Origin of the sequence: Noviherbaspirillum album, from assembly GCF_035916955.1 — a bacterium.
Classification (GTDB): Bacteria; Pseudomonadota; Gammaproteobacteria; order Burkholderiales; family Burkholderiaceae_D; genus Noviherbaspirillum; species Noviherbaspirillum album.
Genome location: NZ_JAWIIV010000045.1, coordinates 1 through 25518 on the forward strand (window position 1 = coordinate 1; position 25518 = coordinate 25518).

At 55.8% G+C, this 25518-nt stretch carries 26 protein-coding genes; 5 read left to right on the forward strand and 21 right to left on the reverse strand.

The window, feature by feature from the left end; translation table 11 throughout:
• Positions 1–34 precede the first annotated feature (34 nt).
• Together RY831_RS28795 and RY831_RS28800 are read right to left on the reverse strand one after the other, a co-directional pair.
• Positions 35–451 (reverse strand): NHL domain-containing protein, encoded by a 417-nt coding sequence (locus tag RY831_RS28795; protein WP_326509777.1) that lies wholly within the window; start codon positions 449–451, stop codon positions 35–37.
• Positions 452–892: 441 nt separating this feature from the next.
• Positions 893–1690 (reverse strand): AadA family aminoglycoside 3''-O-nucleotidyltransferase, encoded by a 798-nt coding sequence (locus RY831_RS28800; RefSeq protein ID WP_326509778.1) that lies wholly within the window; start codon positions 1688–1690, stop codon positions 893–895.
• A gap of 865 nt (positions 1691–2555) precedes the next feature.
• On the opposite strand from RY831_RS28800, the gene RY831_RS28805 reads away from it, so the two are divergent.
• Positions 2556–3347, forward strand: coding sequence for a hypothetical protein (locus RY831_RS28805; protein ID WP_326509779.1), 792 nt, complete (start codon positions 2556–2558; stop codon positions 3345–3347).
• Between the two features lie 150 nt (positions 3348–3497).
• On the opposite strand, the gene RY831_RS28810 is transcribed toward RY831_RS28805, so the two are convergent.
• The 4 genes from RY831_RS28810 to RY831_RS28825 form a co-directional block, all read right to left on the reverse strand.
• Positions 3498–4442 carry a mechanosensitive ion channel family protein gene (locus tag RY831_RS28810; RefSeq protein ID WP_326509780.1) on the reverse strand — a complete coding sequence of 315 codons (945 nt, stop codon included), beginning with the start codon at positions 4440–4442 and terminating at the stop codon, positions 3498–3500.
• 296 nt (positions 4443–4738) lie between these two features.
• Positions 4739–5551: an ion transporter gene (locus RY831_RS28815; protein WP_326509781.1), complete on the reverse strand. Its 813-nt coding sequence runs from the start codon at positions 5549–5551 to the stop codon at positions 4739–4741.
• Positions 5552–5784: 233 nt separating this feature from the next.
• Positions 5785–6441: a pentapeptide repeat-containing protein gene (locus tag RY831_RS28820; RefSeq protein WP_326509782.1), complete on the reverse strand. Its 657-nt coding sequence runs from the start codon at positions 6439–6441 to the stop codon at positions 5785–5787.
• Between the two features lie 195 nt (positions 6442–6636).
• Complete coding sequence (locus tag RY831_RS28825) at positions 6637–7293, reverse strand: beta/gamma crystallin domain-containing protein (protein ID WP_326509783.1); 657 nt, start codon at positions 7291–7293, stop codon at positions 6637–6639.
• A 268-nt stretch (positions 7294–7561) separates the two neighbouring features.
• Here RY831_RS28825 and RY831_RS28830 point away from each other — a divergent pair, with 268 nt between their 5' ends.
• Together RY831_RS28830 and RY831_RS33545 are read left to right on the forward strand one after the other, a co-directional pair.
• Positions 7562–7876 (forward strand): BON domain-containing protein, encoded by a 315-nt coding sequence (locus RY831_RS28830; RefSeq protein ID WP_326509784.1) that lies wholly within the window; start codon positions 7562–7564, stop codon positions 7874–7876.
• Between the two features lie 276 nt (positions 7877–8152).
• Positions 8153–8530 carry a four-helix bundle copper-binding protein gene (locus tag RY831_RS33545; RefSeq protein ID WP_496196648.1) on the forward strand — a complete coding sequence of 126 codons (378 nt, stop codon included), beginning with the start codon at positions 8153–8155 and terminating at the stop codon, positions 8528–8530.
• A 134-nt stretch (positions 8531–8664) separates the two neighbouring features.
• Here RY831_RS33545 and RY831_RS28840 read toward each other — a convergent pair whose 3' ends face one another.
• The 6 genes from RY831_RS28840 to RY831_RS28865 all read right to left on the reverse strand — a co-directional run bounded on the left by RY831_RS28840 (position 8665) and on the right by RY831_RS28865 (position 14104).
• On the reverse strand, positions 8665–8943 hold the full coding sequence (locus RY831_RS28840; RefSeq protein ID WP_326509785.1) for a DUF5985 family protein: 279 nt from the start codon (positions 8941–8943) through the stop codon (positions 8665–8667).
• The gene (locus RY831_RS28845; RefSeq protein WP_326509786.1) at positions 8943–9200 is read right to left on the reverse strand and encodes a DUF5985 family protein; all 258 of its coding nucleotides are present in this window, start codon (positions 9198–9200) and stop codon (positions 8943–8945) included. The genes RY831_RS28840 and RY831_RS28845 overlap by 1 nt, the downstream gene beginning before the upstream one ends.
• 1 nt (position 9201) lies before the next feature.
• Positions 9202–9597 (reverse strand): hypothetical protein, encoded by a 396-nt coding sequence (locus tag RY831_RS28850; protein ID WP_326509787.1) that lies wholly within the window; start codon positions 9595–9597, stop codon positions 9202–9204.
• A gap of 332 nt (positions 9598–9929) precedes the next feature.
• A complete protein-coding gene (gene otsB, locus RY831_RS28855) occupies positions 9930–10733 on the reverse strand; it encodes a trehalose-phosphatase (protein WP_326509788.1) in 804 nt (267 codons plus the stop codon).
• Positions 10734–10735: 2 nt separating this feature from the next.
• Positions 10736–12994, reverse strand: a complete 2259-nt coding sequence (locus tag RY831_RS28860) for an alpha,alpha-trehalose-phosphate synthase (UDP-forming) (protein WP_326509789.1) — start codon at positions 12992–12994, stop codon at positions 10736–10738.
• Between the two features lie 27 nt (positions 12995–13021).
• Positions 13022–14104 carry a mechanosensitive ion channel family protein gene (locus tag RY831_RS28865; protein ID WP_326509790.1) on the reverse strand — a complete coding sequence of 361 codons (1083 nt, stop codon included), beginning with the start codon at positions 14102–14104 and terminating at the stop codon, positions 13022–13024.
• 727 nt (positions 14105–14831) lie between these two features.
• Here RY831_RS28865 and RY831_RS28870 point away from each other — a divergent pair.
• Together RY831_RS28870 and RY831_RS28875 are read left to right on the forward strand one after the other, a co-directional pair.
• Entirely contained in the window at positions 14832–15014 is a 183-nt protein-coding gene (locus RY831_RS28870) for a hypothetical protein (protein WP_326509791.1), read from the forward strand.
• A 562-nt stretch (positions 15015–15576) separates the two neighbouring features.
• On the forward strand, positions 15577–17094 hold the full coding sequence (locus tag RY831_RS28875) for a BCCT family transporter (protein ID WP_326509792.1): 1518 nt from the start codon (positions 15577–15579) through the stop codon (positions 17092–17094).
• Positions 17095–17257: 163 nt separating this feature from the next.
• Here RY831_RS28875 and RY831_RS28880 read toward each other — a convergent pair whose 3' ends face one another.
• From RY831_RS28880 to RY831_RS28920, 9 genes are all read right to left on the reverse strand, one after another.
• Entirely contained in the window at positions 17258–17668 is a 411-nt protein-coding gene (locus RY831_RS28880) for a DUF1622 domain-containing protein (RefSeq protein ID WP_326509793.1), read from the reverse strand.
• A 37-nt stretch (positions 17669–17705) separates the two neighbouring features.
• Positions 17706–18290 carry a hypothetical protein gene (locus tag RY831_RS28885; RefSeq protein WP_326509794.1) on the reverse strand — a complete coding sequence of 195 codons (585 nt, stop codon included), beginning with the start codon at positions 18288–18290 and terminating at the stop codon, positions 17706–17708.
• 345 nt (positions 18291–18635) lie between these two features.
• Complete coding sequence (locus RY831_RS28890) at positions 18636–19154, reverse strand: DUF421 domain-containing protein (protein WP_326509795.1); 519 nt, start codon at positions 19152–19154, stop codon at positions 18636–18638.
• A 2-nt stretch (positions 19155–19156) separates the two neighbouring features.
• On the reverse strand, positions 19157–20005 hold the full coding sequence (locus RY831_RS28895) for a PRC-barrel domain-containing protein (RefSeq protein WP_326509796.1): 849 nt from the start codon (positions 20003–20005) through the stop codon (positions 19157–19159).
• A 211-nt stretch (positions 20006–20216) separates the two neighbouring features.
• Positions 20217–21878, reverse strand: coding sequence for a TRAP transporter large permease (locus RY831_RS28900; RefSeq protein ID WP_326509814.1), 1662 nt, complete (start codon positions 21876–21878; stop codon positions 20217–20219).
• On the reverse strand, positions 21878–22441 hold the full coding sequence (locus RY831_RS28905) for a TRAP transporter small permease subunit (protein WP_326509797.1): 564 nt from the start codon (positions 22439–22441) through the stop codon (positions 21878–21880). The genes RY831_RS28900 and RY831_RS28905 overlap by 1 nt, the downstream gene beginning before the upstream one ends.
• Before the next feature lie 242 nt (positions 22442–22683).
• Positions 22684–23364 (reverse strand): MlaC/ttg2D family ABC transporter substrate-binding protein, encoded by a 681-nt coding sequence (locus RY831_RS28910; RefSeq protein WP_326509798.1) that lies wholly within the window; start codon positions 23362–23364, stop codon positions 22684–22686.
• A gap of 420 nt (positions 23365–23784) precedes the next feature.
• Positions 23785–24180, reverse strand: coding sequence for a hypothetical protein (locus RY831_RS28915; protein WP_326509799.1), 396 nt, complete (start codon positions 24178–24180; stop codon positions 23785–23787).
• A gap of 138 nt (positions 24181–24318) precedes the next feature.
• Positions 24319–25107, reverse strand: a complete 789-nt coding sequence (locus RY831_RS28920; RefSeq protein ID WP_326509800.1) for a lipid-binding SYLF domain-containing protein — start codon at positions 25105–25107, stop codon at positions 24319–24321.
• Between the last annotated feature and the right edge of the window lie 411 nt (positions 25108–25518).

A 25518-nucleotide genomic window follows, 5' to 3' on the forward strand; every position in this document is an offset into this window, starting at 1 on the left:
AGGATCCACTTAAGATAAGTGGGCACGATCATCCTTATACGTCACTTCCGTGACAAGGTGAGTTCACCAAGTGCTTACCAATAAAGACATTATGCAGCGTGTCCACCGTTATCGCTTTCGGGCTTTTGAACCTTGCTGCATTTCCGTTTCCATCAGCATGTCCGCCTGCTCCGGGAAAACCAGCCAACGTCGTTACGGAGCCGTCTACCATCTTGCGGATGGCGTTGTTTCCAGTATCTGCAATATACACGGCACCATCCGCACCCACCGCAATGCTACTTGGCGCATTGAATCGGGCGGAGGCTCCGATTCCATCTGTAAAGCCTGCGCCACCGGTATTCCCTGCAATCAGCGTCAGCTGCGGCAGAACCGGAGCACCTGCCGATGGTTGTTCACTACCCAGCTGAGCGGGAACTGTTTCCTTATTCGATCCGCCACAGCCTCCAAGCATGCTAAGCATCATGAATAGGACTAGCGGAGCCAGCAACTTGGTCTTAAAAAATATGCAGGAATTTGCCATGAAAGAAAAAGAGACAGCGATTGAAGATGGGAAATGACTATGCCGAGGTGTTGCCAATAAACATTGAGAAACATCAGGATTTGCATATGTCCGATCATGCCAACCTACTTTTACTCAATAGAGGTATCCTGACACAACTCAATTCCGCTTCAATCCCATGCACATGGGAGCAATGACCAATTATTGCGCGAAGCCACGTGTACCCGATGTCTGGTTCTAAGCGTCGAGACAAGCTGTTAATCATAGTCCCTGGCCGCACGCAATGATTCCGGGACATCGCAAGGCCGGCTGCTATGGGCCACGTTCCAGACCTTGGCTATTCAGCAGCGACAGACAACAGGCGACCCGAAGCCGACGTTTGCCCGCTCATCTCTAAATTTTTTGCCGCAGAATCGCTATTACGTTGGACCGAATGTGATTCAGAAGCATTTCCCGCTCTTTTGGAAAACCCACTAGGTCTGGCACCTCTAGCCCCAGGTACCCATCTCTTGCAGCTGCAACAATTTGTTGGCATTCCACAGGCAGCCGCCCCAAAGCCCAATTTGCGGCGTCATCCTTGGAAGCAATGTCTTCTGTTGTAGCCGTGTACCAGATGCGTACGAGGGCGAGGATAATGTTTCTCTCATCTCCTTCCCAGTCTGACTCTGTATTCCAGAGCGCTAACGTGTCCAGAAGCGAACGCTGGATATCAATGGCAGGAATTTCGTTGAAATATTCCTGGGCTGCGGGACCGTACAAAGCAAGGCTATGCCGCCGTACCTTTGTCAACAAGATAGCCAAATCATGGTCTGTCATGGCCGGCTCATAAATTCCCAAGTTAATATCGTCACGCAGCCATTCGCCAAATTGCATCTGGCGTTTTGCTGGATATCGCCATGGCAGCACGTCTTCTTGTGCCAGGACGGTTACTTCAAGCGCACGGCGGATGAGGTCGGTGCCCGGGGGGGCAGATACCGATAACAATTCGGACATCAACGCCGCTCTAGTTGTGTCATCCAAGGGAGCATTTATTGTAACTAGCAGGTCGATATCACTAAATGGCTTTAAACCTCCATGAATGGCCGAACCAAACAGGTAAATCGCCTGAATGGCTTCACCAAGATGATGCTTCAAAACCGAAAGTGTATCGAACACCTGTTTCGTAATGGCTTCTGGAAGTCCAATAGTCATGGCAGGAAGTATATCTCATCGAATGACCGCTACTGGCCGATTGCTGTCAGTCAATCTTCATTTGCGAACGACAGCTTGAGGCGACAAACCGGACTTCCTAACGCTGTCGAGACTGTTCAATGCTGCCATCCATGCTTACGATGTCGCAACTGGTGAAGCCGAAGCTCCGAAACGGTTGCGGACAGCCAACCGTGTAAGGTGCTTACGATGAACCGTCGTACGCAATGGTGAAACGTTCCCCTAAAGTCTCACCTTACACCGATTACTTGGCAGTAATAAGTGACATTATCGCTCGAATGTCTTTTATTGAATTCCCTTTTCCCTCTGAGACGGGACGAGGGGTTCACATGTATGCGGTTGCTATATGCCCATGAGCCGCCATTGCTGATTCGTTGACCAGAGACTCATGTCGAGCCAGTGCGGACATAGTGATGCTCCTCCATCGCGGCCGGACGCGATACGGCTCGTCCGCCGGGACTGATCGCATCGCCTGGCATTATCGCCTCCATTCTTCCCCCCCAAGCATTGGTTTCATCGTGTTCAGGGTAGCGATGACTGTTTCCATAACAAAGTCGGTCATTACAGGTATCTTCCCCGGCGTTTCGCTCGTCGGAGGATTATCGGTTACATCAAACATAAACCTCAGTCAATCGCATCCCGACTTGGTAGTTAGGAAAACCAACAGGTTAATTTCTGCTTAATTCAAGCGCTTTAGATTAAGCGCTATGGACAAATCCCTTCTCGGGAAGCCGAGTGGACGAGCGTGGTTGCTCCCGAGTGGTCGGGTATGGTCTGAAAAAACCGTCTTTATGTTTTCGGCCCTTGCGAAAAGCATCTGGCCTCTTCTACCTAAACGGAGGTTATCTTGAAGCTGAACACACAACGAAATCTTCTGGCCGCTATGCTGGCCGGTATCCTGGCGGGAGCATACCCTGTCGCAATCGCGCAGACGACAACCGCGCAGACCAGTCCCGTAGCCGGAAACGGCGGTAGCGGCGCATCGAGTCAGTCGGGACAATCAAGCCGGTCGGACACATCGGGTGCTGATGCCACCAACGATGACAAGGCGATCCAGAACCTGCGCAGTGCGGCCCAGGCTCTGCGCGAATCCATCCAAACACTCGCACGCATGCCGGCGGGTGAAAAGCGCACCGAGGCCATCAAGGAAGGAAACGAAGCACTGTTTAGAGTCCAGAGCGCAATGGCGGCCCTGCCCCCGGAACTGCTGACGGCAAACGCAAACGAAAGCAACTACAAGAAATCGCTCGACAAAATGAAAACAGCCAGTGACCGTCTTTATTCAGCAGCGGATGCCCTCGCGAACCAGCCAGCGGGAAAAGCGCGCAACGACGCCGTCAAGCAGATTAACCAGGCCCTGCTGCAGACAAATGAAGCAATGCTGACCGGCTTGCAGCTCTACGCGGCCAACGACAAGTCGGGACCGACGCGCAGCTCATCAAGCGGCGACTCCGGTACGGCAAGCAATACCGACAGCGGCAAGCCACCTATGACAGGAAGTGCGGCGGTCACAGGCCGTCCGGGTGCCAATACTGTGGATCTGGGCGGGAGCGCCGGCAACAGCGGCGCAGCTACAAGCACGGGCAAGGCCGGCGCCAGCAACCAGGACTCGACCTCAAACACCGGTTCAAATATGTAGCAAGAGCAAGTAGCCGGATCGGGACGCGAAGCTGCCTTCACCACGGAGCTTCGCGTTGCCTTTCCATCAGCTGCTACCGATGTGGATTGCGGGCCGGCGTGCGCTCGTCCCGGCTTGGCCAGGGGGGCATGAACCGAATAAGTGAACGCGCTATGAACGCTTAGGTTCGTCGGAACCGGCACGACGTTCCGCAAGGGTGGACAGGATCTTGCTGATGCGCGCCTGTCGAGGAACCGCCTCCCTGCCCCGCGGCCATCCCTCTCGCTGACGCGCGCGGTCGCCGTCTGTTTCCTCGGTCTGGTCATGAAACAGGACCTGCGTCGTAGGAAATGGAAGATCGACACCAGCCGCCATCAATGCATTCTTGACCCGTTCCAGTACCGTATCGCGCACATTGAGTACATCCATCTGACGCGGCGGGTGCACCCACCAGCGCGCGCGAAGATTGACCGAACTTTCCGCAAGGTCGACCACAAGCACATCAGGGGCCGGGTCGTCGAGCACATCGGGAGCGCCTTTTATTGCATCCATGATGATTCGCTTGGCATTCGCAATGTCATCCCCGTAACCGATGCCGATATCGTATTCAAGCCGGCGCTTGTCGTATGCGGTATTGACCGTCACCGCGTTGGTGAACAGTTCGGAGTTGGGAATGACAATGCGACGCCCATCGTAAGTACGCAGGAAAGTGGCGCGCGTCTCGATGTTTTCGACCGTGCCTTCAAAGGACGAGAGAATGATCTGGTCTCCAATGCGAAAGGGTTGGGTCAGCAGAATCAGAATCCCGGCCAGGAAGTTTTGCAGGATATCGCGAAACGCAAAGCCGATTGCCACGCTGGACAGACCGAGGAGATTGACCAGCTGTCCCGGCGTAAAACCCGGGATCGCAATCACAAGGGCAATCAGCAGGCCAATGAAGATACTGATGCCGAAGCCAAGCCGCCCAAGCACCATGCCGATATTGCGATGCTTGCGGTGGTTCTCGGAGAACGCGCGGATGAGCTTGCGCACGATCCGGCCGGCAATCACAAACAAGACGAATACCGCAACGGCTATGGCAAAGTGGGGAAGGCGCTCGATGAACCCATTTGCCATTGTCTGCACTGATTGCGTCGCTTCTGACCATTGAAAATTCATGCGTTCGCTCGCTTTTTCAAGAAGTATTCGGTAACGCTATGCCGGGTGTGAGATGACGCCGTCTCTACCGTATCCTGTGGTCAATGGTTCGGGTAGCGTCTCAAGTAACGGTTCAGACCCGGTTCCGGCAACGTCTATCGCTGTGATCGGAAAAGACTTCCGAGTTCGACCTGTCCGAGCTTATTTCGTTTTCATTCAGATGATTTATTCCAAACTCAAACTTCGGTCCGCGATCCGTTTTTCCGGGCGGCGCGCTAATCCTTTCTCGTTTTAAGATTCTGAATCTCGCTCCTGAGTGCTGCCACCTCCGTGATCAGGCGATCCACCTTCTCCTCTTGCTTCGCCGACGAACGTTCAGCCTCCGCATCCTGTCCGATAAAGTAAGTTGCAATCGTTCCCGTCACATAGCCGAATACAGCAAATGCATAGATCGCCAGAGCCAGGCAGAGCAGCCGGCCTTCCGCTGTCTTCGGCCAATACTCGCTTCCCATCGTCGTCATCAGCATTGCCGTCCACCAGAGTGCGGTCGAAAAATCATTCAGCCCGCCTCCTTCGGCAATATTGTTTTCGAACGACATCATGCCGGCCGCGCCCGACAACGTTACAAGAAGCGTCAACGCAGAGACATAGCCGAAACCACGCCGCCGGATCGTCTTGCCCAGCGCCTTCATACTGCGATTGACCGAACTCAGGATACGGACGAGCCGCAATCCACGCAATTGCCCAAGGAACCGAAATGCCCTTACGAAGCGGAATACCCGCAACGCCGGCAACACCAGTGCGATCGTCGTGAGCCAGTTGCGCCGGACATAGGCAAGCTTGCGCGGGGCAAGTACGAATCGCAGCAGGAAGTCGAGAACGAATATGACCCAGATGACGGTCACGGCCCTGCTTCCCCAAGGACCAAGGCCCCGCACCAGTTCAATGACCATCAAGGCGAGCCACAACAGGCCGCATATCGCCAGCGGCGTTTCCAGCACCGCTTCGATACGATGGAGTATTTGAAGACGTTCACGAGTGATCGCGAACTGAGGATGCGTTGGCCCGTTGTCATCAGTGCGTGGCATGCAATTTCATCTCCGGCTATCTGAGTCTGCCTTGGCTGCTATTCTCCAGGTTCCATCATCCAGTGCCGACATCCCGGCGACATATCAGGACAATATGAAAACGTCCTCCTTGAATTTGTGCTTGATAAGTGCAGCGAACGGTTCGGAGCCTCGCTGAAGAGCGCACGCGTACGGACGACGGCCGGGCACTACGCGCGCGGACATGGACCGTGCAGCGGCCTATCAAGCACAACTTAGCGCGGGGATCGATTCTGCGATGGGGGACATCCGATACATCCTGTCATGTCGGCTCCATTGAACATCGTACGGTCCAGCCTTGTTCCAGTCAGGTTGGCATTGCGCAACGTAGCGTTGGTGAAGTTTGCGCCTTCCAGATTTGCCCCTCTGAAATCCGCTGCGGTCAGATTCGCGGAACGGAAATTTGCCCGCTGTGCATCCGCATCCTGAAGCGTCGCGCCCCGCATTTCGGCGCCTGCCAGATCCGCGCCGCGCATTACCGCGTTTGTAAAGTCCGCGCTGGTACCGATCAGATTCTCGAGATTGACGTTACTCAGATTGGCGCCGCCAAGGCTTGCGGCTGTGAGATTGGCTGCCCTGAGGTCGGCATTGCTCAAGTTTGCCTTGCGCAGATTGGCACGCGTCAAATCGGTGCGAGTCAGATTGGCCCCGGTCAGAATAGTGCCAGCAAGAGTCGCCCCTTCCATGTTTGAACCTGAAAACTGTGAATTCGACAAATCAGCCATGCTCATATCCACAGAATTCAGATTCATATCCGCGCACAAGGTGCCCGGACGAACCCAACAATTATTAACGACCGTTTTCTCCTGCGAGAACGCAGGCGGTACGCAGAAGAAAGCGAAGGCGACGACGAGACCGAATTTTCTTTTCATGGTTTAACTCCTTCATAGATCGTCGCATCCGGATACATCCTTCTCGACGGATGCTAGATGTGCGTCCACCTTCCGCTGGTGGGCCTATTCCCCAAGTCCTTGCAACATTGAAAATTTAGCTTTAGATGCATGAGATACATGACGATCAAACTGCGGCAAGACGACCTTTCCGCCTTGCCTTGCTATCGCTCGCGTTCAAGCACCGGGACACAAGATCTTCAATGAAGAGAACTCGTCAAAGAATCCAAGCTTCTTGCTGACTTCCTTTGACTTCTGACCAGGCTTGAATGTTGCAACAAGATCGTTGTAATTCTCGTTGTCATAGACCATGACGCGGGCTTTTGGACCGGTTTCAACGCTCGAGATCTTTCCTTTCCAGTCAATACCAAAGGGTCCCTTCATGTCCGGCATATCCACCGGTCCCATCAAGGTCAGCATGTCACCAGAGAAATTTTCGTTGTCATGGAATTTTGCCCAGCAGCCTTTCTTCATCCAGTTCTTGCTTTCCGGCGCAGTGACCGGCACCATCAGATAGCCGACGGCCGGATGGCCAGCGGGCGGCGCACCGGTGGAGTCCTTTGCGGATGACTTGCCTTGTCCTGCACTTGTGCCCGCCTTTGCTCCATTCGCTGATTCACCACCGCTGGTGTTGTCAGACCGAACGCTAGAGTTTGTGGTGCCTGGCTGTGAGTTTGGCATGCTCCCGGCACTGCTTTCTGCCTTAGACGTCGAGGCTTCTTTCGCATTAGTAGCGCCGCCCTTGTCCTGCGCGCTTGCAGGCACCGTGTTCCATATCAAGCCGGACACCGATATAGCGGCAACGGCTAACCATTGTCGAGATCCTTTTTTCATGACTATCTCCTAAAAGTCGGTTGATACTCGGAAGGAAAGCTTGCACGCAACTTCGTCCATGATTCGTGCGTGCTTCTGAGCCTAGAGACACCGACTTAAATGAAAATTAAGGACCGTAGCCAATTCAGGCGATACACGTCGCAAGTCCATTCCGTGCACCGTCTTTCCAGGAAACCGAAGCTTCCTTAATTTCGGCTTAATAAGGCTTGGCTATCTTGTCGAGAATGGTGCATCACCAAAGTTCATCATTCTCTGAAAGGAATTTTCAATGAGCAAGGCAAACATTGCGGCGGCGGCCCTACTCGCTACGATACTGAGCGCATGTAGTGCGACGCCCGATTCAAGGGCAACGGGTCAAGCGCTGGACGACACCGCAATTACGGCCCGTGTCAAAACCAACATTGCCAAAAGTCAGGGTTTTTCCGAAGCGGCAACCATCAATGTCGATACTTATCGCGGGGTTGTATTGCTGGCGGGATTTGTCGATAGCAAACAGCAGATCGATACCGCGGTGGCGGCAGCGTCGGCGGTGCCCGGAGTCGACAAAGTCGTGAACAGCCTCAGGTTGAAAAGCGCTCCGTAGAAATTATCGGTACGGCGGATCAAGCATTCGTTGAAAAGATAAAGGAGCAGTGGATGCGTAGGGCATTTTCAAATCCTCGACTCGAGACAATACACGCTACAGCCCCACGGCAAAACCGATCTAACTTCCGGGTCTGCGCAAAGCAATGCAGGCAGCAGGTAGTTAGGCATTGGATGCCGCCGCCAGGCAGCGGATGGCTGCGGTGGCCGCAGTTCCTTTGGCTCGCGATGCAGTGATGGCCATTGCAATTCATTCTTAACCTCAAGGAGTAAAGTCATGCCAAACCAGCAATTCCAATCCTGTATCGACGCATGTTATGCGTGCGCAGCCGCGTGCGACCATTGCGCTGCAGCTTGTCTGCAGGAGCAGGATGTAAAAATGATGGCGCGTTGCATCGCACTCGACATGGATTGCGCCGAGATCTGCCGCATGGCGGCGGCGTATATGGCGCGCGGAAGCGAACTGGCATCAGCGCTTTGCCGGGTATGCGCCGATGTCTGTGAAGCTTGCGGGGATGAATGCGCACAGCATCAGATGGGGCATTGCCAGGAGTGCGCGCAAGCATGCCGCCGTTGCGCTGACGAATGCCGTCGCATGGCCGGAGGTGCGGGCGCCCAGCAGCAGGACATGGCTACAGGCGCTACGGCTCATTGAGTCTTGCGTGAAGAATGAAGTAGTGCATGCTGCTCCGCCACTGAAAGCGCTTTTGGCCGCACGCCAGCGGCGCAGGCGACTTGGTCCGCCAGTTCGGATAGCTTCCCTGCGACTGGGGAGCATCGCCGCGCCGTTCAGCGTGTCTTGTGGCGGGAGCCCCGGTTCTTGACCCAGATTCCCATCAGAATGAGCGAATAGGAGGCTAGCCGAAGTAGATAAACAGAGTACTCCTCCAGACTGCCGACACTCATTTGCAACAATCCGCTCAGTACGAGCCGATTTCCTCCTTCGATGACGAACGCCAGGGCGAAGTAAAGGAACAGCTTGTCGCGCGTACTTTTCCAGAAACGAAAGAAATAGAGCGCAACGACAAAAGATGCGGTTGCGATTGCACCGGTCAGAATGTCTTCCATTAATCCTCCTCCCAGATCAGGCCGTAAAGAAGCGGCATCAGCGCAACGAGCGCGCAGACCAGCCGCCAGATGGACAAGTCGACAGTCGGGACGAGCACTTTATCGATGACGACGAGTCCGTTATTGATGAACAGGATTGAAAAGGATAAACCGCTCCAGAGCAGAATCCGGTGCCTGAAGCTCGCATAACTGCGGAACAGCAGAACGGCGCACAGCAGCGAGGTCAATGCGCACAGCGAATAGATTATCGCTCCCATGTCAGGAATCCTTCCTCAGCTTGAAGGCATCAGCGAACTGAAGTGCCTTTCTGTTTGTCTTGGCGTGGATCAGATTGCTGATGCCCACCAGATTTTTTGCGTATACCACTTTCACATTCTCGATGAGCTCCCTGATATCGCCGGAGCGGGGAGCATAGTAATAAACACCGGGTGCATCGCAGCCGACGAAACCGGCTGCATGCAGCTCTTCAAGCAGCGTTGCACTGGCGCGCTCGGATAGATACAGGCGGCGAGCCAGCCCGGCGGCATCCCAGCGTAGAGCGGGCGTGCCTTGAAGAAGCAGGAGCGCCTCCAGAAACGGTACGGAGGGAATCGACGTCAGTACAAAGCGCTGCACTGCGTCCGGAATAGCATCAGATTTCATTGCTTGATTCACGGCGAATAACGCCGCGTTTCTTCAGGAGATTTCAGTCAACCGGATGTTCAAGGGCGGCAACAGGCTACCAGCGTAGCCTGGTTTTACCGCTGCAGATCCAGCCGTTCATGGAAGGTCTTTGCAACATCCGGTTGCTCCGATCAGGCGCGAAGGTCGCTGGCACGCCGCCAGGCTTGCCATTGGTTGGAAACATCGTCATGGGTAATATGTTGGTCCTCATGTTCAAACAGGCAGTTCGCATTTATTAGTGAAATCGCACCGGTTGGACCCGCCCGCCTGCTCGACGAGTCGGTCCGCGGTGCTGGCGTATCGCCGGCCGGAGCACGCGATTCTCAGCGATGGCGCCGCATGCTGGAAGCCGCCTCCGCATGCAGTATCCCGCTCAGGCGCTCCAGCAACATATCGAGAAACTGTGGCATTCCTGCAAGATCGGGAAGGAAGAATTCGGCAGCGGTGTCCGGGCGGTTTTCTATGCGCAGCGTCAGCAAATCGTCGTGCGGCAGATGGAATACCGACTCGTCGGTGACATCGTCACCGACGTAAAGCGCGCTAGGAGCGCGGACGAGATCGCGAAGCATCTCCAGGGCCTGCCCCTTGTCAGGCGCATCGGCGGGCAAAAGATTGAATACGAATTTTCCGTCCACGATCTTTACGCCCGGGAGTGTGTCTTCAAGCAGGCGGCGCAGCTTGCTTTCCATTGCCTGGGGATCCTGTGCCAGGCGATAGTGGACCGAGAGGGAATAGATCTTGTCTTCGATCCAGATAGCCGGATCGAGACCGGCGCGGCCGAGTGCGCCTTGCAGGTCATGCAGCCAGGCGCGGCAGCTTAGCCGATAACGTTCTTCGTTCCATTCCTCGCCGGGCAAGCCTTCCATTCCATGGTTGCCGATCACGAATTCCGGGAAGAAGTCCAGGCGCAGGCTGATATCTTCCAGCGATCGTCCGGTAATGATCGCCACCGGTGTGAATTCGGCCAGCACCGCCAGTCGCCGCAGCACCGATGGCGCAACCCGCGCCGCGGCAGGGTCGTCGACGATGGGAGCAATCGTGCCGTCGAAGTCGAACGCGCAGAGCATTCCGGGCCGGACGATGTCGAGCAGACGACCGGTGCCATGTTCAAGAAATGAAACCGCCATGTCTATACCACCCGGCGCAGCGGCGGACGGTGGTGGGCATCGATCCTTTGCATCACCCGCTCCCGCTTGCGCAGGCGCGCCGCATCCAGCAGCATGTGACCTGCCCATCGGTAGACGTTGAAATCCTTGACCAGTGTTCGCATGCTGCGCATCCTTTCTCTTTGTTCGGCTTCAGGCATCGTGATTGCGCGATACAGCGCATCGGCGCTTTGTTCGATATGGTAGGGATTGACGATGAGAGCCTCGTGAAGTTCGCGGGCCGCGCCGGTGAACTGGCTCAGCAACAGGACCCCCTTCTCATCAGAGCGCGCCGCAATGAATTCCTTCGCCACGAGGTTCATGCCGTCGTGCAGGCTCGTCACCATGCAGACATCGGCCGCCCGGTAGTAGCGGTTGAGCTGGTATTGATCATGATGTTCGGCCTTCAGCAGGATCGGCATGTAATTGCCGTTCGAGAACCGCTGATTGATCCGCAGTGCCAGCGCCCTCACCCGCGCCTCGAAACTCTGGTACTCGTCGAGCGACGAACGGGTGGGCGCGGCAATCTGCACGAAGGTAAACCGGCCCACCATCGAAGGATTGAGTTCAAGCATGCGTTCGACCGCCTGGAAGCGCTCGATGATCCCCTTCGTATAGTCGAGGCGATCCACCCCGATGCCCAGCAGATGATCGGCCGGCAAGGCCAATGCCTTGCGAATATTGGCGCGGCATTCGCTTTGGCTTTCGGAGCTGACCTCGGTTGTCCCGGGCCATGCAATGGAGATAGGATAGGGTTCGACCTGCGTCAGCTTACCGCCGTAGGAGATGGTTGAGGCTTCGGACTCGATTCGCGTTTCAAGGTAGCGGTCTACCGTTTCAAGAAAATTCTTGCGGTGGAACGGCGTATGAAAGCCGATGATGGTGCTGCCCAGCATACCGGCCAGAATTTCTTCGCGCCAGGGGCAAATGCCGAATGATTCGGGATTGGGCCAGGGTATGTGCCAGAACGTAATGACGGTGGCGCGGGGCAAGGCTTCGCGCACCATGCGCGGCAGCAGCGCGAAATGATAGTCCTGCACCAGGATGACCGGGTCGTCGGTACGCGCCTCCGCAATCACCGCATCGGCGAAGCGACGATTGACCTTCACATACTGCTCCCAATCCGATGACCGGAAGACTGGGCGAACATGCGCGATATGGCAGAGCGGCCACAGTCCTTCATTGGCAAAACCATAGTAGTAGCCCTGCTCTTCCTCCTTGGACAGCCAGACGCGACGCAGCGTGTACTCCGGACATTCCGGCGGAACAGGCACGCGGTCATGCTTGTCTACGACTTCCCGGTCGGCGTTGCCGCTGCCATGCGCGATCCATGTGCCGGAACAGGCCCGCATTACCGCCTCGACGGCGGTGACCAATCCGCTCGCCGGACGGGCAACCTCAATGCCGTTGGCGGTCTGCTGATGGATATAAGGTTCGCGGTTCGATACAACGAGCACCTCGTCGCCCGCCAGTTCTCCGCGTAGCAGCTCCCGCAGCCGTTCAGGCGTCCATTCCTGGGCGCTGTCGCGATGATTTTGTCGTTCGAGGTGATACTCATGCAGCAGCGCGCGCAGATCGCCGACGAGCGGCTTGACTTCCGGGGGCGGACGGGAGTGCGATGCGGGCAATAGTTCTCCCCGCAGCAGGCCCCGGACACCGTTGATCCAGCCGCGCCAGCTCAAGTGCGCGACCGCCACGGTAATCATGGAAATCACGGTGCCCAGCAGGATGAAAAAGACGATCGCGAACTTTCTGGTGTCGCTGCTGCGCCGTTCAATGAAACTCATGTCGTGCACGAGCACCAGCCTGCCGAGAACCTCTCCATCGCGCATCAATAGACTTCGGGCGACATGTACCGGTCCGCGGGGCAGGTGAACCAACGCCTTGTCGCCTCCCTCAACGCCTTCCCCTTCGTCGCGGCAGCCCACCGCGGCCGGATAGGTCGACGTGGAATAAATTCGGTTGCCGTTCACATCGCAGAATGCCAATGCATACAGGCGCTCATCCTCGATCGCCTTGTTGAACAACTGGTTGATCCTTGCCCGCGACCTTGCCGGAACATGGTCGAGAAGGGGTTCCTCGAGCGTGCTGGCAAGCATCTTGGAACGGATGTCAAGGTCGCGAACGAACCAGCGCAGCGTCAGGTTGTCGAGCAGTGGCACAACGACGTAGGCGCATAGTGCCAGCACCAGTGCGAGCGGTACGACGAAACGCAGCGACAGGCGTGCCCATTGAAGTTTCATCCTTTTTGCTCCTTTCAGGGTGGCCGATTACGCGACCAGTTTCTCCGCAATGCGTGACGCAATTGCGTCTTTCGGCGCGGACGCGATATGCAGGGTCCGCGTCGGATAGGCAAACTCGATGTTGCGCTCGCGAAGCGCAGCCAGCAGCGCCAGATTGATTTCCTGCTGTATATCCATATATTTGTTGTAGTCGGGATCAAGTACGTAATAGACAACCTCGAACTGCAGAGCGCTGTCGCCATATCCCTTGAAATGCGCCCTGTCGAAGCGAGTCTCGAGGTAACTTGCCGAGATAATCTCCATCAAGGTCTGCGGAAGTCTTTCGATCTCCTCCAGCGGTGTTTCGTAGGCGATGCCGAATTCGAAAAGTACGCGCCGTTCCTGCATGCGCTTGTAGTTGCGGATCCGGTTTTTCAGTAGTTCGGCATTGGAGAATATGATTTGCTCGCCGCCCAGGCTGCGCAGGCGCGTCGTCTTCATGCCGACGTACTCGACGGTGCCCATATAGGAGTCGACCACGATGAAGTCGCCGATGACGAATGGCTTGTCCATGGCGATCGAAACGGATGAGAAGATGTCGCCCAGAATATTTTGCACGGCAAGCGCGACGGCGATACCGCCGATGCCAAGGCTGGCCACGACAGTCGTGATGTTGAAGCCGAGATTGTCGAGAATCGCCAGGGCCGCAGTGGACCACAGGACGATCCTTCCGACCAGCCCGGCAATCATCAGATGCGTAGCGCTTGCGGGATCCGTATCGCGCTGCTTGACGAAGGCATTTTGTATCGCCACCGTAATGATCCGGTTGCCCCAAAGCGCGATCTGCGACACCAGGATAATGATCCAGCCATAGCCAAGCCATCGCGCGTTTGCCGGCGACAGTTCTATCTGGCTGACACCGGCCAGGAGGGCAATGCCCGCGAAGAATGGCAGACGCGTGCCCGCGGCAATCTGCTCAGCGTACTTCAACATGGGGATGGGCCTTTCGTGCGCAATCTTCCTGAGATAGCGGACTATGAAGCCCTTCAACAAAAGCAATGCCGACAGCATTGCCAGGCAAACGATGATGGCAAGGGCAGCATCGTAGGAAACGAAATCAAGATGGCTCACCTAAACTCCTGAAACAGGCAGACGCAACGGCGAAGATGGCTGGCGTCTGGAATTTATTGGTAGGTATCAGATCAACGGGCCTGGCGGGACGCCAGTCTTCCAGTGATCCACGGTCTATGGTTTGCAAGGAAAGCCGTGCTTCCTTGTTTGCAGCGCGTGTTCGAATGACCGAAACGGCAGCTGGTGATTTTGGCCATTACCAAGAACGCAGCCTTGAGCAACAGTTCGAGCAAGCATGCGGCACTAGTCCACGTCGTATTCCGGCGTGGTACGCGAAGGTCGGCTTCCTTCCCGTCAATGACGAGTTATCACACCGCCGTGTTATCGCATGTGTCTTGCGCCTCGCTTGAGGTGAATGCACTATACCCAAGTTTTCTTAGGCTCAACTTAAGACAGTGTTGCCAAAATGCATCGACTTCGTGCTGCTCCCGGATGCGCACTGGCTTCTACGGGCGGACCTTATCTACATCTCCAACCGGCGCGGTGATCGCGCAGCCGGAAGTCGCAATCCTGATCGGGCGCGCTCTCCGGACGAAACCGTACCCCTGTTGTCTAGCGTTGGACAGCCTATTTCCACCGCATTAAGGTCTACCTAAGTTTACTTGCGTATATTCAACTCCATCGCGAGTCACGTATTTTCGTGGACGGGCACCTCAAGCTGATCAGCTCTTCACTTCTTCAGGTGTTGGACTGGCCCGCGTGCTTGGCGCAACAGATAGGAGATAACATGGCCCTTTCCTTTGACCACAACAAACTTCCGACATGCTGCGGTGTCGGCCTCGTTCCCGGACATCCGCATACCGCATGCCAGGTTTGTCACGCACAGTTCGATACCCAAAAGCTGTCGAACGAAATCATGCAACTCAGACGGGCCTCGGCTGCGGGAAACCTGAAGGAAGCCGTGGTTTGATCTGCGGATTGGATCGACTCGCTGAGCGAAGGCATCTCCGGCCATCGAAACACACGCTCGCGGCTTGGAGCGTTCAGGCCGGACATGCCTGGCGCAGTGGTGCATGCCTGTGCATTACTGCCTCCACGACTGTCTGCGCCTCTTCCAGTATTCCATGCTTCCACCAAACTTCCAGCGTTTAAGTTTCGCCTAAGGGAATCGCGTTACAGTCGCGGCCTGCTTTTTACAAGAGCAGCCAAGCTCAACCCTGTGGTTTTGCCTTGGCATTTCCGGCTCGTCTGGCCATCGGCATTACCGGTGGAATACATCCAACATGGTCGCAGTATCCTGAAATAGTGGCTACCGGCGTAGTCGGTAGCGCTCAGGGGCTCGGCCATGCATTCCAGCCATCGCATCGCGTGGCAAAGAAGACTATTCATTCAGATTAACGGCGATCCGCATCACGGCAGCCCTGCGCCGTCCACGGTTGCCCACCACGCGCGAATGCATCATTGGGAGCCGATGCAAGCCATTTCATCACGGGCTGCGCACATTGCGCGACTCGTTCGCAACAGGAGATTACATGCAGCTCATTCTATCCGTCGGATTCATTTTCGGCATCGTGCTATGGGGTATCCTGTCCCCGGCCTCGCTCGCCGCGGTATTCGAAACGGCGCTCGCATCGATTACGAAGAACTTTGGCTGGCTGTATCTTTGGGCAGTCCTGGCACTCGTCATCTTCGCCGCTTACCTGGCCTGCAGCCGCTATGGCGGCCTCAAGCTGGGAAACGACGAAGACGAACCTGAATTTTCCCTGGGCGCCTGGTTTGCAATGCTGTTCGCCGCCGGCATGGGAATCGGACTTGTGTTCTGGGGCGTTGCGGAGCCGATATCGCATTACAGCGCCGCGCCGCCCGGAATTGCGTCAGCCACGCCGGAAGCCGCGAATGCAGCGATCCGCTACAGCTTTTTCCATTGGGGCCTGCATCCTTGGTCGGTGTATAGCATCGTTGCCCTGTGCATCGCTTTCTTCCAATATCGGCGGCAACGTCCGGCGCTGGTCAGCGAGTCCATCTGCGCCCTGCCCTGGCGCCCGATACGTCGCCTTTCCGGCCTGTTCGACAGCCTGGCGGTAGTCGCCACGGCATTCGGTGTCGCAGCCTCGCTTGGCATGGGCGCGCTGCAGATCAATAGCGGCCTGGGAGTGTTATTCGGACTGGAAGTCGGCAAAACCGCGCAGGTAATCATCATCGTCATCACCACCGCAATGTTCGTCGCATCGGCCGTGACTGGCGTCAGCAAGGGCGTCAAGTGGCTATCGAACTTCAACATGATGGTCGCCGCGGTATTGACACTGACCGTCTTCGTGCTGGGCCCCACGGTCGCCATCATGGATACCTTCACCAATACCTTGGGAAGCTACCTCAGTGATTTCGTGCGCATGAGCCTGCGCATGACTCCGTTCCGGGAAAGCAGCTGGATCGGCGGCTGGACGGTGTTCTACTGGGCATGGTGGGTGTCATGGTCGCCGTTCGTCGGCTTGTTCATTGCCCGTGTATCGCGGGGGCGGACCATCCGAGAGTTCATCATCGGAACCGTGCTGGCGCCGTCGCTGCTTGCGTTCATCTGGTTCTCCGTATTCGGCGGAACGGCCCTTCACATGGAGATATGGCAGAGCGTACCTATCGCCGCCGCAGTGAAAGCGGACGTGTCCACGGCCCTGTTCACCATGTTCGGAGCTATGCCGATGGGCATGGCGATGTCGATCATCGCAACGCTGCTGGTACTGGTGTTCTTTATCACATCCGGCGATTCCGCAACCCTGGTACTGGGCATGATGAGCACGCGCGGAAATCCCGATCCTTCACCCCGTATCAAGATCATATGGGGCTCCCTGGTTGCCGGCATCGCGATCAGCCTGCTGCTGGCCGGTGGCATCAAGGCAGTGCAAACCGCGACCATTGTCTTTGCCCTGCCGTTTACCATTGTGATTTTCCTGATGGTGATATCGCTATGGCGTGCAGTGCGGGAAGACTGGCAGGAAGAACAGCGCAAGGAGCGCGAACTGCGCCATCGGCTGCGTCAATTGATAAGCCAATGAGAGCGTCGGAGACGCATGACTTCCGGCGGCAGGACCTTCCGCCTTCGGTGGATCCAGAGGGGGTATGATAAACAGCGCAATTTCAGGCAGGCTGGTCATCTTCGGCATAGTGCGGGAATCGGTTCAGTGATGATCCGCAGTTGTCGCTGATGAGATGATTCAGTCATGGCTGACGCTCCTTATTACCTTCACCTGGGGCGGGCCGCGACGGAATGTTTTTCAGTGCCGGCTCCTCGCTAGCCACTTCGTCCCTCATTTCCTTGTTCAAGAAATAGTTGAGTGCAGTTCGGATAACGGCGATGGCGGCCAGCTTGCCTATACGGTCCCAGGTAGGGGCGACTGAGGTGGAAAGAATGTCGGCCGCCAGTTGGAGTTCAAGCGCCAGGGTCAGGTACCGGGCAAATGCAAGGCGTATCGACGTAAAGCTTGTTCCCCGCGCCGCGTAGGCATGCCGTATCAGGTGCAGCACTACAATCACAACGCCGAATGCGATTACCAGCGCGCCTAAGGCTTCAACAAACAAGCTTAGCCATTCGACGCTTGTTTGCACTTGTTCTTCAATGCTTTCGAACACGTATCGTCTCCGCTAAGGTATTGAAGGAGGCCCTGGGTTACTCTATCCATTGAAAACTGCAACGACGCGGCGCCATTTGATGGAAACACGATGAAGCCAGTAAGATAACGCAGCCACTAAGCTCCAAAGTCTCTTCGGCCAGCTCGGAGATTGCGACATTATGCAAGACAAGGCCTTTATCGAACGGCCAGCCGGCTATGAAAAAGACGCCGGCCAGAATGGCAAACGACATCGGCGGTTTTAACAGGATGGAAAAAAGCCTTCCAAATACGATTTTCCTATACCTGATCACCAGCGAAAAAAAGACGAACCAAAGCATTGCAGCAAGCGTACGAAGCGTACTCTGGACAACACTCCACACGCTTGCATCGCCGAATCGATCAATATCCAGCTCACGCAATGCAAATGAAAGCGTCAGCAGAGCCAGGCCCGCATGCATGAGAAACGATATCCGTGTTTGTCTCATGCGATACGCATGGCCGCCATGCATGCTGCAGGCAGCCAAAAGCATTGCTGCCTGCGCTACTTCGAGAGCATGATTTTCCTTGGCAACCGACGGGTCATGCCACCATGCATAAAGAGATGCAAGGTCAGCAAGAAATACGACGACCAGCAAAGTCATGATGCTTTCAGGTCGAATTGAATCGCGCATTGGGCCTGCAAATCCTGACTCAGGCGTTGTTGGATTTCGCATCATCGAATACCGGTTCGCGCCACAACGGCAATACGTACAAACACAGGAATCTGCACCGCACGGGATTGGGCAGAAAACTGTCATTTGACGAAGTAAAAATTCTTTGCATAGCTGACATGCAGTATGGGTAACTCATACCGCCGCAGCGATTTTGCTTCTTTAAAGCCGGTGGCAATCCACGAACCCTCCGATGCATCCTATTCCCGCATGCCGACCGGGATTGAGGCGCATCGGCACGCGTGAAAATATCTGCACGATGTTCGAAGGGCTTTCCTATCGATCGGATATGCCGTTCACACCTTCAAGTACGGACAGATCACCTGCATTCCTCTGGCTGATCACCGACAGGCTTCCGTCAGTTTCCATGATGATGGCACCCACCTGGTCCACCGAGCCCATACCGTTCTGCCGGATCGCGGCATGAATTTCATCTTTCGTTACTCTCACCTTTTTCAACGCGTCATCGAGCAATCTGCCGTCTTTCACGAGCAAGGTCGGTGTGGTTTTGATGATGCCACTGAACTGCGCCGACCTGACCGACAACCAGGTGATGGCATATTGCAGCGCTACAAGCAATGCAACCGCGGTCAATCCTTCCGCAAGAGTGATATTGCGGTTGACCAGGATAGTAGACAGCGTGGATCCGAAGGCCACAGTTACCACCAGATCGAACGAATTCATTTTCGAAAGCGTTCTGTTACCGCTTATCCGCAAGAGAACGATCAGTCCGGCATAGGCGAGCGATCCTATGAGGATCACCCGCGATAAATTGTTCCAGCTTTCGAAAAACATAGTCACAGCTTTCGGTTGCGGTGCCGTTCAATCGCATCGGCAGGAGTAAAGGGCGGCATTTCCGAAAAACCGGAGGCATGACGATAAACTTCGTCATACCGCGCTGCCGGAGAATGCGCTTCATCGTAGGCTGCACTTTGCTCGACCTCCTCGCGGGAGAGATTGATGCTAACCCGCTTGCCTTCCCAACTGACGCCGGAAATCCGTGTCGGCGATACAAGAACCCGTCTTCCGGGCCACCATTTGCGCGTATCGATCACCATGTGGGAAATCGCCCAGTTTTCATCGTCGAACAGAAAATCATCGACATGTCCGATTTCATCGTCGGACGCCTCGATGTTATATCCGATGACTTCATCCTTACTGCGGAGATGAGGGTCGCTGTGCCGCAGAGCGGACTGCGGCGGCTCCTCAGGGTTTTGTGCCGCGGCAGGGCCGGTTGTCGCCGGCTCCATCATCATGGGAAAAACGGTGTATCCCCAGATATACGGCCCCGCCCAGTAGTGCGGATAACCATAGTGGCTGGCCAACGCCGCCTCTTGCTGACGCGACACAGTCGCCGCCGTTTCGATTCCCGGGCTTTCCTCGACCTGCTTGCGGCTGAGACGCACCATGACCTCCTCGCGATCCCAATCGATGCCTACTATCGACGCTGGAGAAATGAGAACCCGGCGTCCACTCAACCATCCGCCGGTATCGACTTCCAGGTAGCGAATCGCCCATCTGAAATCGTCGAAATACAGGTCTTTCACTTTCCCGATCAATCCATCGGGTGTCATGATAGGGAAGCCGTCCACTGCTTTCAGACTATGCAACATGATGCCTCCTTTTCGGATTGCGACGCTATACACCAACAGATGGAGCCGACTGGCCTTGCGTGTTATTCATTTGCCGAGAGACAGGCTCGTTCAGATAGACTTGCCTGCTCTTAAGCCGACTGCGGATTGAGGTAATAGTTCATTTTGCTTTTCCCTCAGCAACATGATCGCGAAAAGCAGGTGCCGATTTCCGCGAAACCTAACACTGGCGACTCAACGGCATAGCCCTGTCCCGAACACTATTTCATTCTTCCGGCTCGCTTGAGAATCGTGGCGACGGAGCTTCGCTGTCGCCCTCGTATGCATCGGTCGAGAAATTCAGCTCCGGCACACCGTAGTCCATCTTGGGTCCTGGCGTTTCGATACGCAGTTCGAGTTTTTCCTTCATGTCCGTCGCGGCGTCTGATGAAATCAGGGCCGGAAAATAAATGATCAGGAACACCATGAAGGCCTGGATCAAAACAAAAGGCAGCATGCCCCAATAAATATCAGAGGTCTTCACTTCTTTGGGCGCTACGGAGCGCAGATAGAACAAGGCGAAGCCGAACGGAGGCGTCAGAAAAGATGTTTGTAGGTTAATGCTGAGTAGAACACCGAACCAAATCAGATCGATGCCGATTTTTTCCGCGACCGGGCCGACAAGCGGAATGAGAATGAAAGCGAGTTCGAAGAAATCCAGGAAGAATCCAAGGACGAAAAACAGCAGGTTGACTGCGATGAGAAATCCCAGCTGGCCGCCCGGCAGAGACGTCAGCAAATGCTCCACCCACAAGTCGCCGTTGATCGCGCGAAACACCAGTGCGAACACACTGGAACCTATCAGGATAAAGAGGACGAATGCCGACAGCCTCGCAGTGGAGTCGAGCGCCTGCTTGAGCAGGCTTCCTGACATTCGGCGGTTCAGCATGGACAGCACCAGGGCACCCAGCGCCCCCATGCCGCCCCCTTCCGTCGGTGTCGCAATGCCGAGAAAGATAGTGCCGAGCACAAGGAAGATCAGCGCTAGCGGCGGGACCAGTACGAATACCACTTTTTCAGCCATGCGGGAGAGCAGGCCGATTTTCAGGAAGCGGTTAATCAGCGCCAGTAGAAACGCACCGCCGACTGCAATCGACAGCGCCATGATGAATGCCGTATCCGATCCGCCGAAATACGCGGTCGCGCCATAGTAGGCGGCAATTGCCGCCGCGGTCAGCACCAGCAGTGAAGGGATGCCGCTGCTGCCGTCGGGCTCGCGAAGATTGCGCGTCTCGGGTGGCAGCGCCGGCAGGGACCGCGGTTTGAATACGGAGACCGCCAGTATATAGCCGGCATACAACGCCATCAGCAGCAGCGCGGGTACGAGCGCAGCCTTGTACATGTCGCCGACCGAGCGCCCGAGCTGATCGGCCATCACGATCAGCACCAGCGACGGTGGAACGATCTGCGCCAGCGTACCCGAGGCGGCGATGATGCCCGTTGCCATTTTCTTGTCGTAGTTATACCGCAACATCACGGGCAAGGAAATCAGGCCCATCGAAATCACGGATGCGGCGACTACGCCGGTGGTCGCCGCCAGCAATGCTCCGACGAATAACACGGCATATGCCACCCCGCCCCGCACCGATCCGAACAGTTGACCGATGGTGTCGAGTAGATCTTCCGCCATTCCCGACCGTTCAAGGACAAGTCCCATGAATGTAAAGAAGGGAATCGCAAGAAGGGTATCGTTGGACATGATTCCGAACAGGCGATTGGGGAATGCCTGAAGCAAGCTGAAATCCAGGAGTCCAAGTTCGATCCCGATATAGCCGAAGAAGAGGCCGTTTGCCGCAAGCGAAAACGCGACCGGGAAACCGGTCAGAAGGAAGAATACCAGGCACCCGAACATGACAGGCGCAATATTGGCGGTCAGGAATTCGGCCATCATTCACCAGCTCTTTCCGCGACTGGTTCCGCCACATGTTTCTCGAATTCGCTTTCGGGCACCCTTCCCCTGAAGTAGCCGATTCGCTTAATCAACTCAGATACCCCTTGCAGCGCAAGCAGAGCAAAGCCGAACGGAATAAGCATTTTCGCCGGCCACACGATCAGCCCACCCGCATTGCTCGACATTTCCTGATTCTGGAACGACAGCCATGCATACGGCAGCGCGAAATTCAGCATGATCAGCGCCATGGGCATCAGGAAGGCGAGAATGCCGAAGATATCGATCCCGATCTGCGTTCGCCTGGAGAACTTGCCCGCGATAACGTCGATGCGTACGTGTTCGTTGCGGCGCAAGGTGTAAGGCGCCGCCAGCAAAAAGACTGCCGAGAACAGGTACCACTGGATTTCGAGCCAGGCATTCGAACTGGTGTCAAATGCATAACGCATGATGGCATTTCCGCTGCAGATCAGTACCGCCAGCAGGAGCGCCCAGCTTATGAATCGACCGATAGCCTCATTGATGCGGTCAATGATCCTGGCTAGTGTTAGCAAGACTGACATGTTGTCTCCGAAAACGAAGCGCCGCGTGCCTGCGCTTTTCTCGTCCGGGCATAAGCCGTTCAGCGAGAAAAACGGGTAACGCTTACCCCGGCTGACCGAGAGGCATTCGCCTGTCCAGCGCCGTGCGTTCGGCGGGCACTCAATTCGCCGCACGACGGAAATCCGGGGTGCGGCCCTATTGTTTGTCAGCGAATTCTAACCTCTGAAGCTTAGAACAACATTAGGCACATCATGCAGCCCATTCAGGAACCGCTTGCCGTCGACTCTTTCGTGGTTACGCGACTCTTGCTGGCAAGCTGGGCATTCTTCGCGTCCAGCGTCCTGATCAAGCCATCGATTCCGTCGCGGCCGATCTCACTGGCAAAGGTGCCGCGATAAGATTGAACCAGCCATACATCCAGCACGCTGACGTCATAGATCTTCCAGCCGGACGGCCCGCTGGCGAGTCGATAGTTCAGTTCAATCGGCTCCGCGCCGCTCTTCTGGATCACTTCGGAGCGGACTATGACCTCACCGCTGCGAGGATCGCCGCGCAGGGGTTTGAACACAAGTTTCTTGTCCTTCACCTGCGCAATGGCGCCGGAGTACACATGTACGAGCAAGTCACGGAATTCCTCGGTCAGGCGATCTCGCTGCTGCGGAGTCGCATTGCGCCAGTAACGTCCTACCGCCAGGGAGGTCATGCGTTCGAAATCGATATGAGGCAGCAAATGTTGCCGTACAAGTGCGAGGATCCGCTGCTGATTGCCCCGCAGGACCGCCTCATCCGTCCTAGCAATATCGACTACCTGGCTGCTGATTCGGCGCACAAGTTCATCGGGCGCTTCGGCTGCCGCCGCTTCACGCCAGCACAGCAAGCCAAACGTGGCAAGCAAAAACACTGCAAGTGCTCTCTGCACTGAATAGAAGAGTCGGAGTCGCATGCTATCCATCCTTAACGTGACATCACTACCGCATTCGCGGACGCAAATTTAACAAAGACCCATGAGTACCCGTTTGTTTGAAGGGTCCGATGAAGCCATGCAAGCCCGGCGCCGGACTTTCCTCGCCCGGCTAGAAAATCAACTTCAGCACACCGCTGATGACCAGTACCCCGATAAGGAAGATAACAACTACCAACCAAAGCAAGATTTTCATAATTCTTCCTCCAACGAGACGTGGCCAAATAGATGTCGACCGCAAACGCGCACGCAAACGCAATTGCAATAACATATCCGGCCAGTTTTCATACCTGCCCCCTGATTCTAGTGACAGCATCATTGTTGGCACTCATAGAATCCGCTGTGTATCGAGGCATTTGCCTGGCAGACTGGCGTACATATCGATGTACGCCGGTCCTTCCGCTACCTGCCAATACCGTTTGTCGGTCCGGGGGCAGGGCCAACCGGTGAACCGGTAACGCCGCTGCCCATTGAGCCCGAACCCACGCTGGTCGGATAATCCGACTCGCTGATGGTCTTCCCGCGGTCACCGGTACTGCCGATGGGCATCGAATCCGTCGTGATCACCGAGGATCCGCTTGAATCGGCCGCGGGGCAGTTCACGCTGGATGGACGGCACTCAGCGAGCGTTCCGGTCGCCATCGAGCGTTCCTGCCCGCCTGCGGTATCGGTGTTCTCGTGCCTGCCACCCGCCTGACTGGAATGTGAAGCGCCTTCCGAGGCGGGCGATGCATGTGAGTTCGCGGCACCGATCACCGCCACGAACGCGGCGGCCGCCGCCAGTTTCGATATAAACATGATTCTCTCTCCGAAATTGTGGCTCCAACCTGCCCGTTCTATACCGACTTTGGACAAGCTTGACTTGAGTTTTGTCGGATGGCGCCCGGGACAAGCAGTTCACATATCCCGTGCGCCATATCCCGTGCGCCTTGCCCGTCATTTCGCCGGTGCTGCTGAGTCGACCGATCCGGTATTCCCGGAATCACCCGACGATTTCATCGGGCTGGGCTCCAGATTGGACAACGCCTGTTTGAGAGATTTGCCCTTTGACTCTCCGATTTTTCCGGAAATGATGTCCTTTGCCGATACCTGTGTCCGGTAGAATTCCCGATTGTCGCCATCGTCGTAATGGATATCGGTAACGCCAATGGTGGCATTCGCAAACGCCCCTTTGGTATCGGACCAGACCACGACATCGCCATTGTCAACGGTCGCCTGTGCCTTTCCCGTATAGTTGACTATTGTAAGCCCGGCACCGGCGTTGAGCGCAAAGTTATTCTCTTTAGTAAATTCATTGACTGCCTTGTCGTTCATCAGCAGCATGGCGACCGAGCCGACTTCCGCCCCCGCCTGTACTCCCGCGCTCAGCCCCCCATAATTGTAGAAAACGGGAGAGCTCCACTGCCCGTTATTATTGACCAGCATGACCCCCTCTCCTCCACGGGCGCCTATACCCCAGCCGCCACGTGCATAGGTCGGAACGATGAAGACGCCCTTGGCCTTGCCGAGCAGATTCCTCATTTTCGGATCCGATTCGAGTTTGTCAACCACCCGGGTAGCGGCGGCGACCTGCTGCTGCGTGTCGGTCAACAATACCTGAGTTTGCGACTTCGACGAGTCTGAGGCGGATGATGGCGATGCGGCGATCGTGGACGCGGATGCACCGACTGCGGAAATCGCAATTGCACACAAGGTACACGTCCAACTTCTTCTATCTGAATTCATCTTCGTGCTCCTTAAATTTTCGGATCATCAAATTTCCGATTCCGATACCAGTCGCAATGCGTGGCATCTTCCTCGAGCGCTGCACAGCGTGACTGCAAGCGTATGGGAAGAGAATACCGACGGAGAGTTAAGCGAGAATTAAGCAGTTAGTTCCCATAACTCATAAGGGAATTGCACCGTACTGCGTGACAAGGAAGAAGCAAAGAGCCGGCCCGAATCCCGACACGCCCGACGTGCCAAAGGGAAAAAAAAACCCCGCACATTCGCGGGGCTGAAGAAAGGTGGGGCATACGAAGATCCGGTTCGGCTTTCAAGTGGCAGAAAGCCGGGTGCCGTCCGCTTCGCGCTGCTTCACTCAAGAGGCAGTTCCTGAATTGTCGGGCCTTAGAATTAAGCGAAAATTAAGATTTC

What these genes read in the sequence shown, in the direction of transcription:
- RY831_RS28900 (WP_326509814.1), bottom strand. Translation starts at nt 21,878, where the DNA reads ATGGCCGAATTCCTGACCGCCAATATTGCGCCTGTCATGTTCGGGTGC.
- RY831_RS28795 (WP_326509777.1), bottom strand. Translation starts at nt 451, where the DNA reads ATGCTTGGAGGCTGTGGCGGATCGAATAAGGAAACAGTTCCCGCTCAG.
- RY831_RS28885 (WP_326509794.1), bottom strand. Translation starts at nt 18,290, where the DNA reads ATGACTTTGCTGGTCGTCGTATTTCTTGCTGACCTTGCATCTCTTTAT.
- RY831_RS28825 (WP_326509783.1), bottom strand. Translation starts at nt 7,293, where the DNA reads ATGAAAAAAGGATCTCGACAATGGTTAGCCGTTGCCGCTATATCGGTG.
- RY831_RS28915 (WP_326509799.1), bottom strand. Translation starts at nt 24,180, where the DNA reads ATGTTTATATCGAAACTGGCGGCGGCCGCCGCGTTCGTGGCGGTGATC.
- RY831_RS28910 (WP_326509798.1), bottom strand. Translation starts at nt 23,364, where the DNA reads ATGCGACTCCGACTCTTCTATTCAGTGCAGAGAGCACTTGCAGTGTTT.
- otsB (WP_326509788.1), bottom strand. Translation starts at nt 10,733, where the DNA reads ATGGCGGTTTCATTTCTTGAACATGGCACCGGTCGTCTGCTCGACATC.
- RY831_RS28815 (WP_326509781.1), bottom strand. Translation starts at nt 5,551, where the DNA reads ATGCCACGCACTGATGACAACGGGCCAACGCATCCTCAGTTCGCGATC.
- RY831_RS28870 (WP_326509791.1), top strand. Translation starts at nt 14,832, where the DNA reads ATGGCCCTTTCCTTTGACCACAACAAACTTCCGACATGCTGCGGTGTC.
- RY831_RS28905 (WP_326509797.1), bottom strand. Translation starts at nt 22,441, where the DNA reads ATGTCAGTCTTGCTAACACTAGCCAGGATCATTGACCGCATCAATGAG.
- RY831_RS28830 (WP_326509784.1), top strand. Translation starts at nt 7,562, where the DNA reads ATGAGCAAGGCAAACATTGCGGCGGCGGCCCTACTCGCTACGATACTG.
- RY831_RS28860 (WP_326509789.1), bottom strand. Translation starts at nt 12,994, where the DNA reads ATGAAACTTCAATGGGCACGCCTGTCGCTGCGTTTCGTCGTACCGCTC.
- RY831_RS28920 (WP_326509800.1), bottom strand. Translation starts at nt 25,107, where the DNA reads ATGAATTCAGATAGAAGAAGTTGGACGTGTACCTTGTGTGCAATTGCG.
- RY831_RS28845 (WP_326509786.1), bottom strand. Translation starts at nt 9,200, where the DNA reads ATGGGAGCGATAATCTATTCGCTGTGCGCATTGACCTCGCTGCTGTGC.
- RY831_RS28890 (WP_326509795.1), bottom strand. Translation starts at nt 19,154, where the DNA reads ATGTTTTTCGAAAGCTGGAACAATTTATCGCGGGTGATCCTCATAGGA.
- RY831_RS33545 (WP_496196648.1), top strand. Translation starts at nt 8,153, where the DNA reads ATGCCAAACCAGCAATTCCAATCCTGTATCGACGCATGTTATGCGTGC.
- RY831_RS28840 (WP_326509785.1), bottom strand. Translation starts at nt 8,943, where the DNA reads ATGGAAGACATTCTGACCGGTGCAATCGCAACCGCATCTTTTGTCGTT.
- RY831_RS28820 (WP_326509782.1), bottom strand. Translation starts at nt 6,441, where the DNA reads ATGAAAAGAAAATTCGGTCTCGTCGTCGCCTTCGCTTTCTTCTGCGTA.
- RY831_RS28800 (WP_326509778.1), bottom strand. Translation starts at nt 1,690, where the DNA reads ATGACTATTGGACTTCCAGAAGCCATTACGAAACAGGTGTTCGATACA.
- RY831_RS28875 (WP_326509792.1), top strand. Translation starts at nt 15,577, where the DNA reads ATGCAGCTCATTCTATCCGTCGGATTCATTTTCGGCATCGTGCTATGG.
- RY831_RS28810 (WP_326509780.1), bottom strand. Translation starts at nt 4,442, where the DNA reads ATGGCAAATGGGTTCATCGAGCGCCTTCCCCACTTTGCCATAGCCGTT.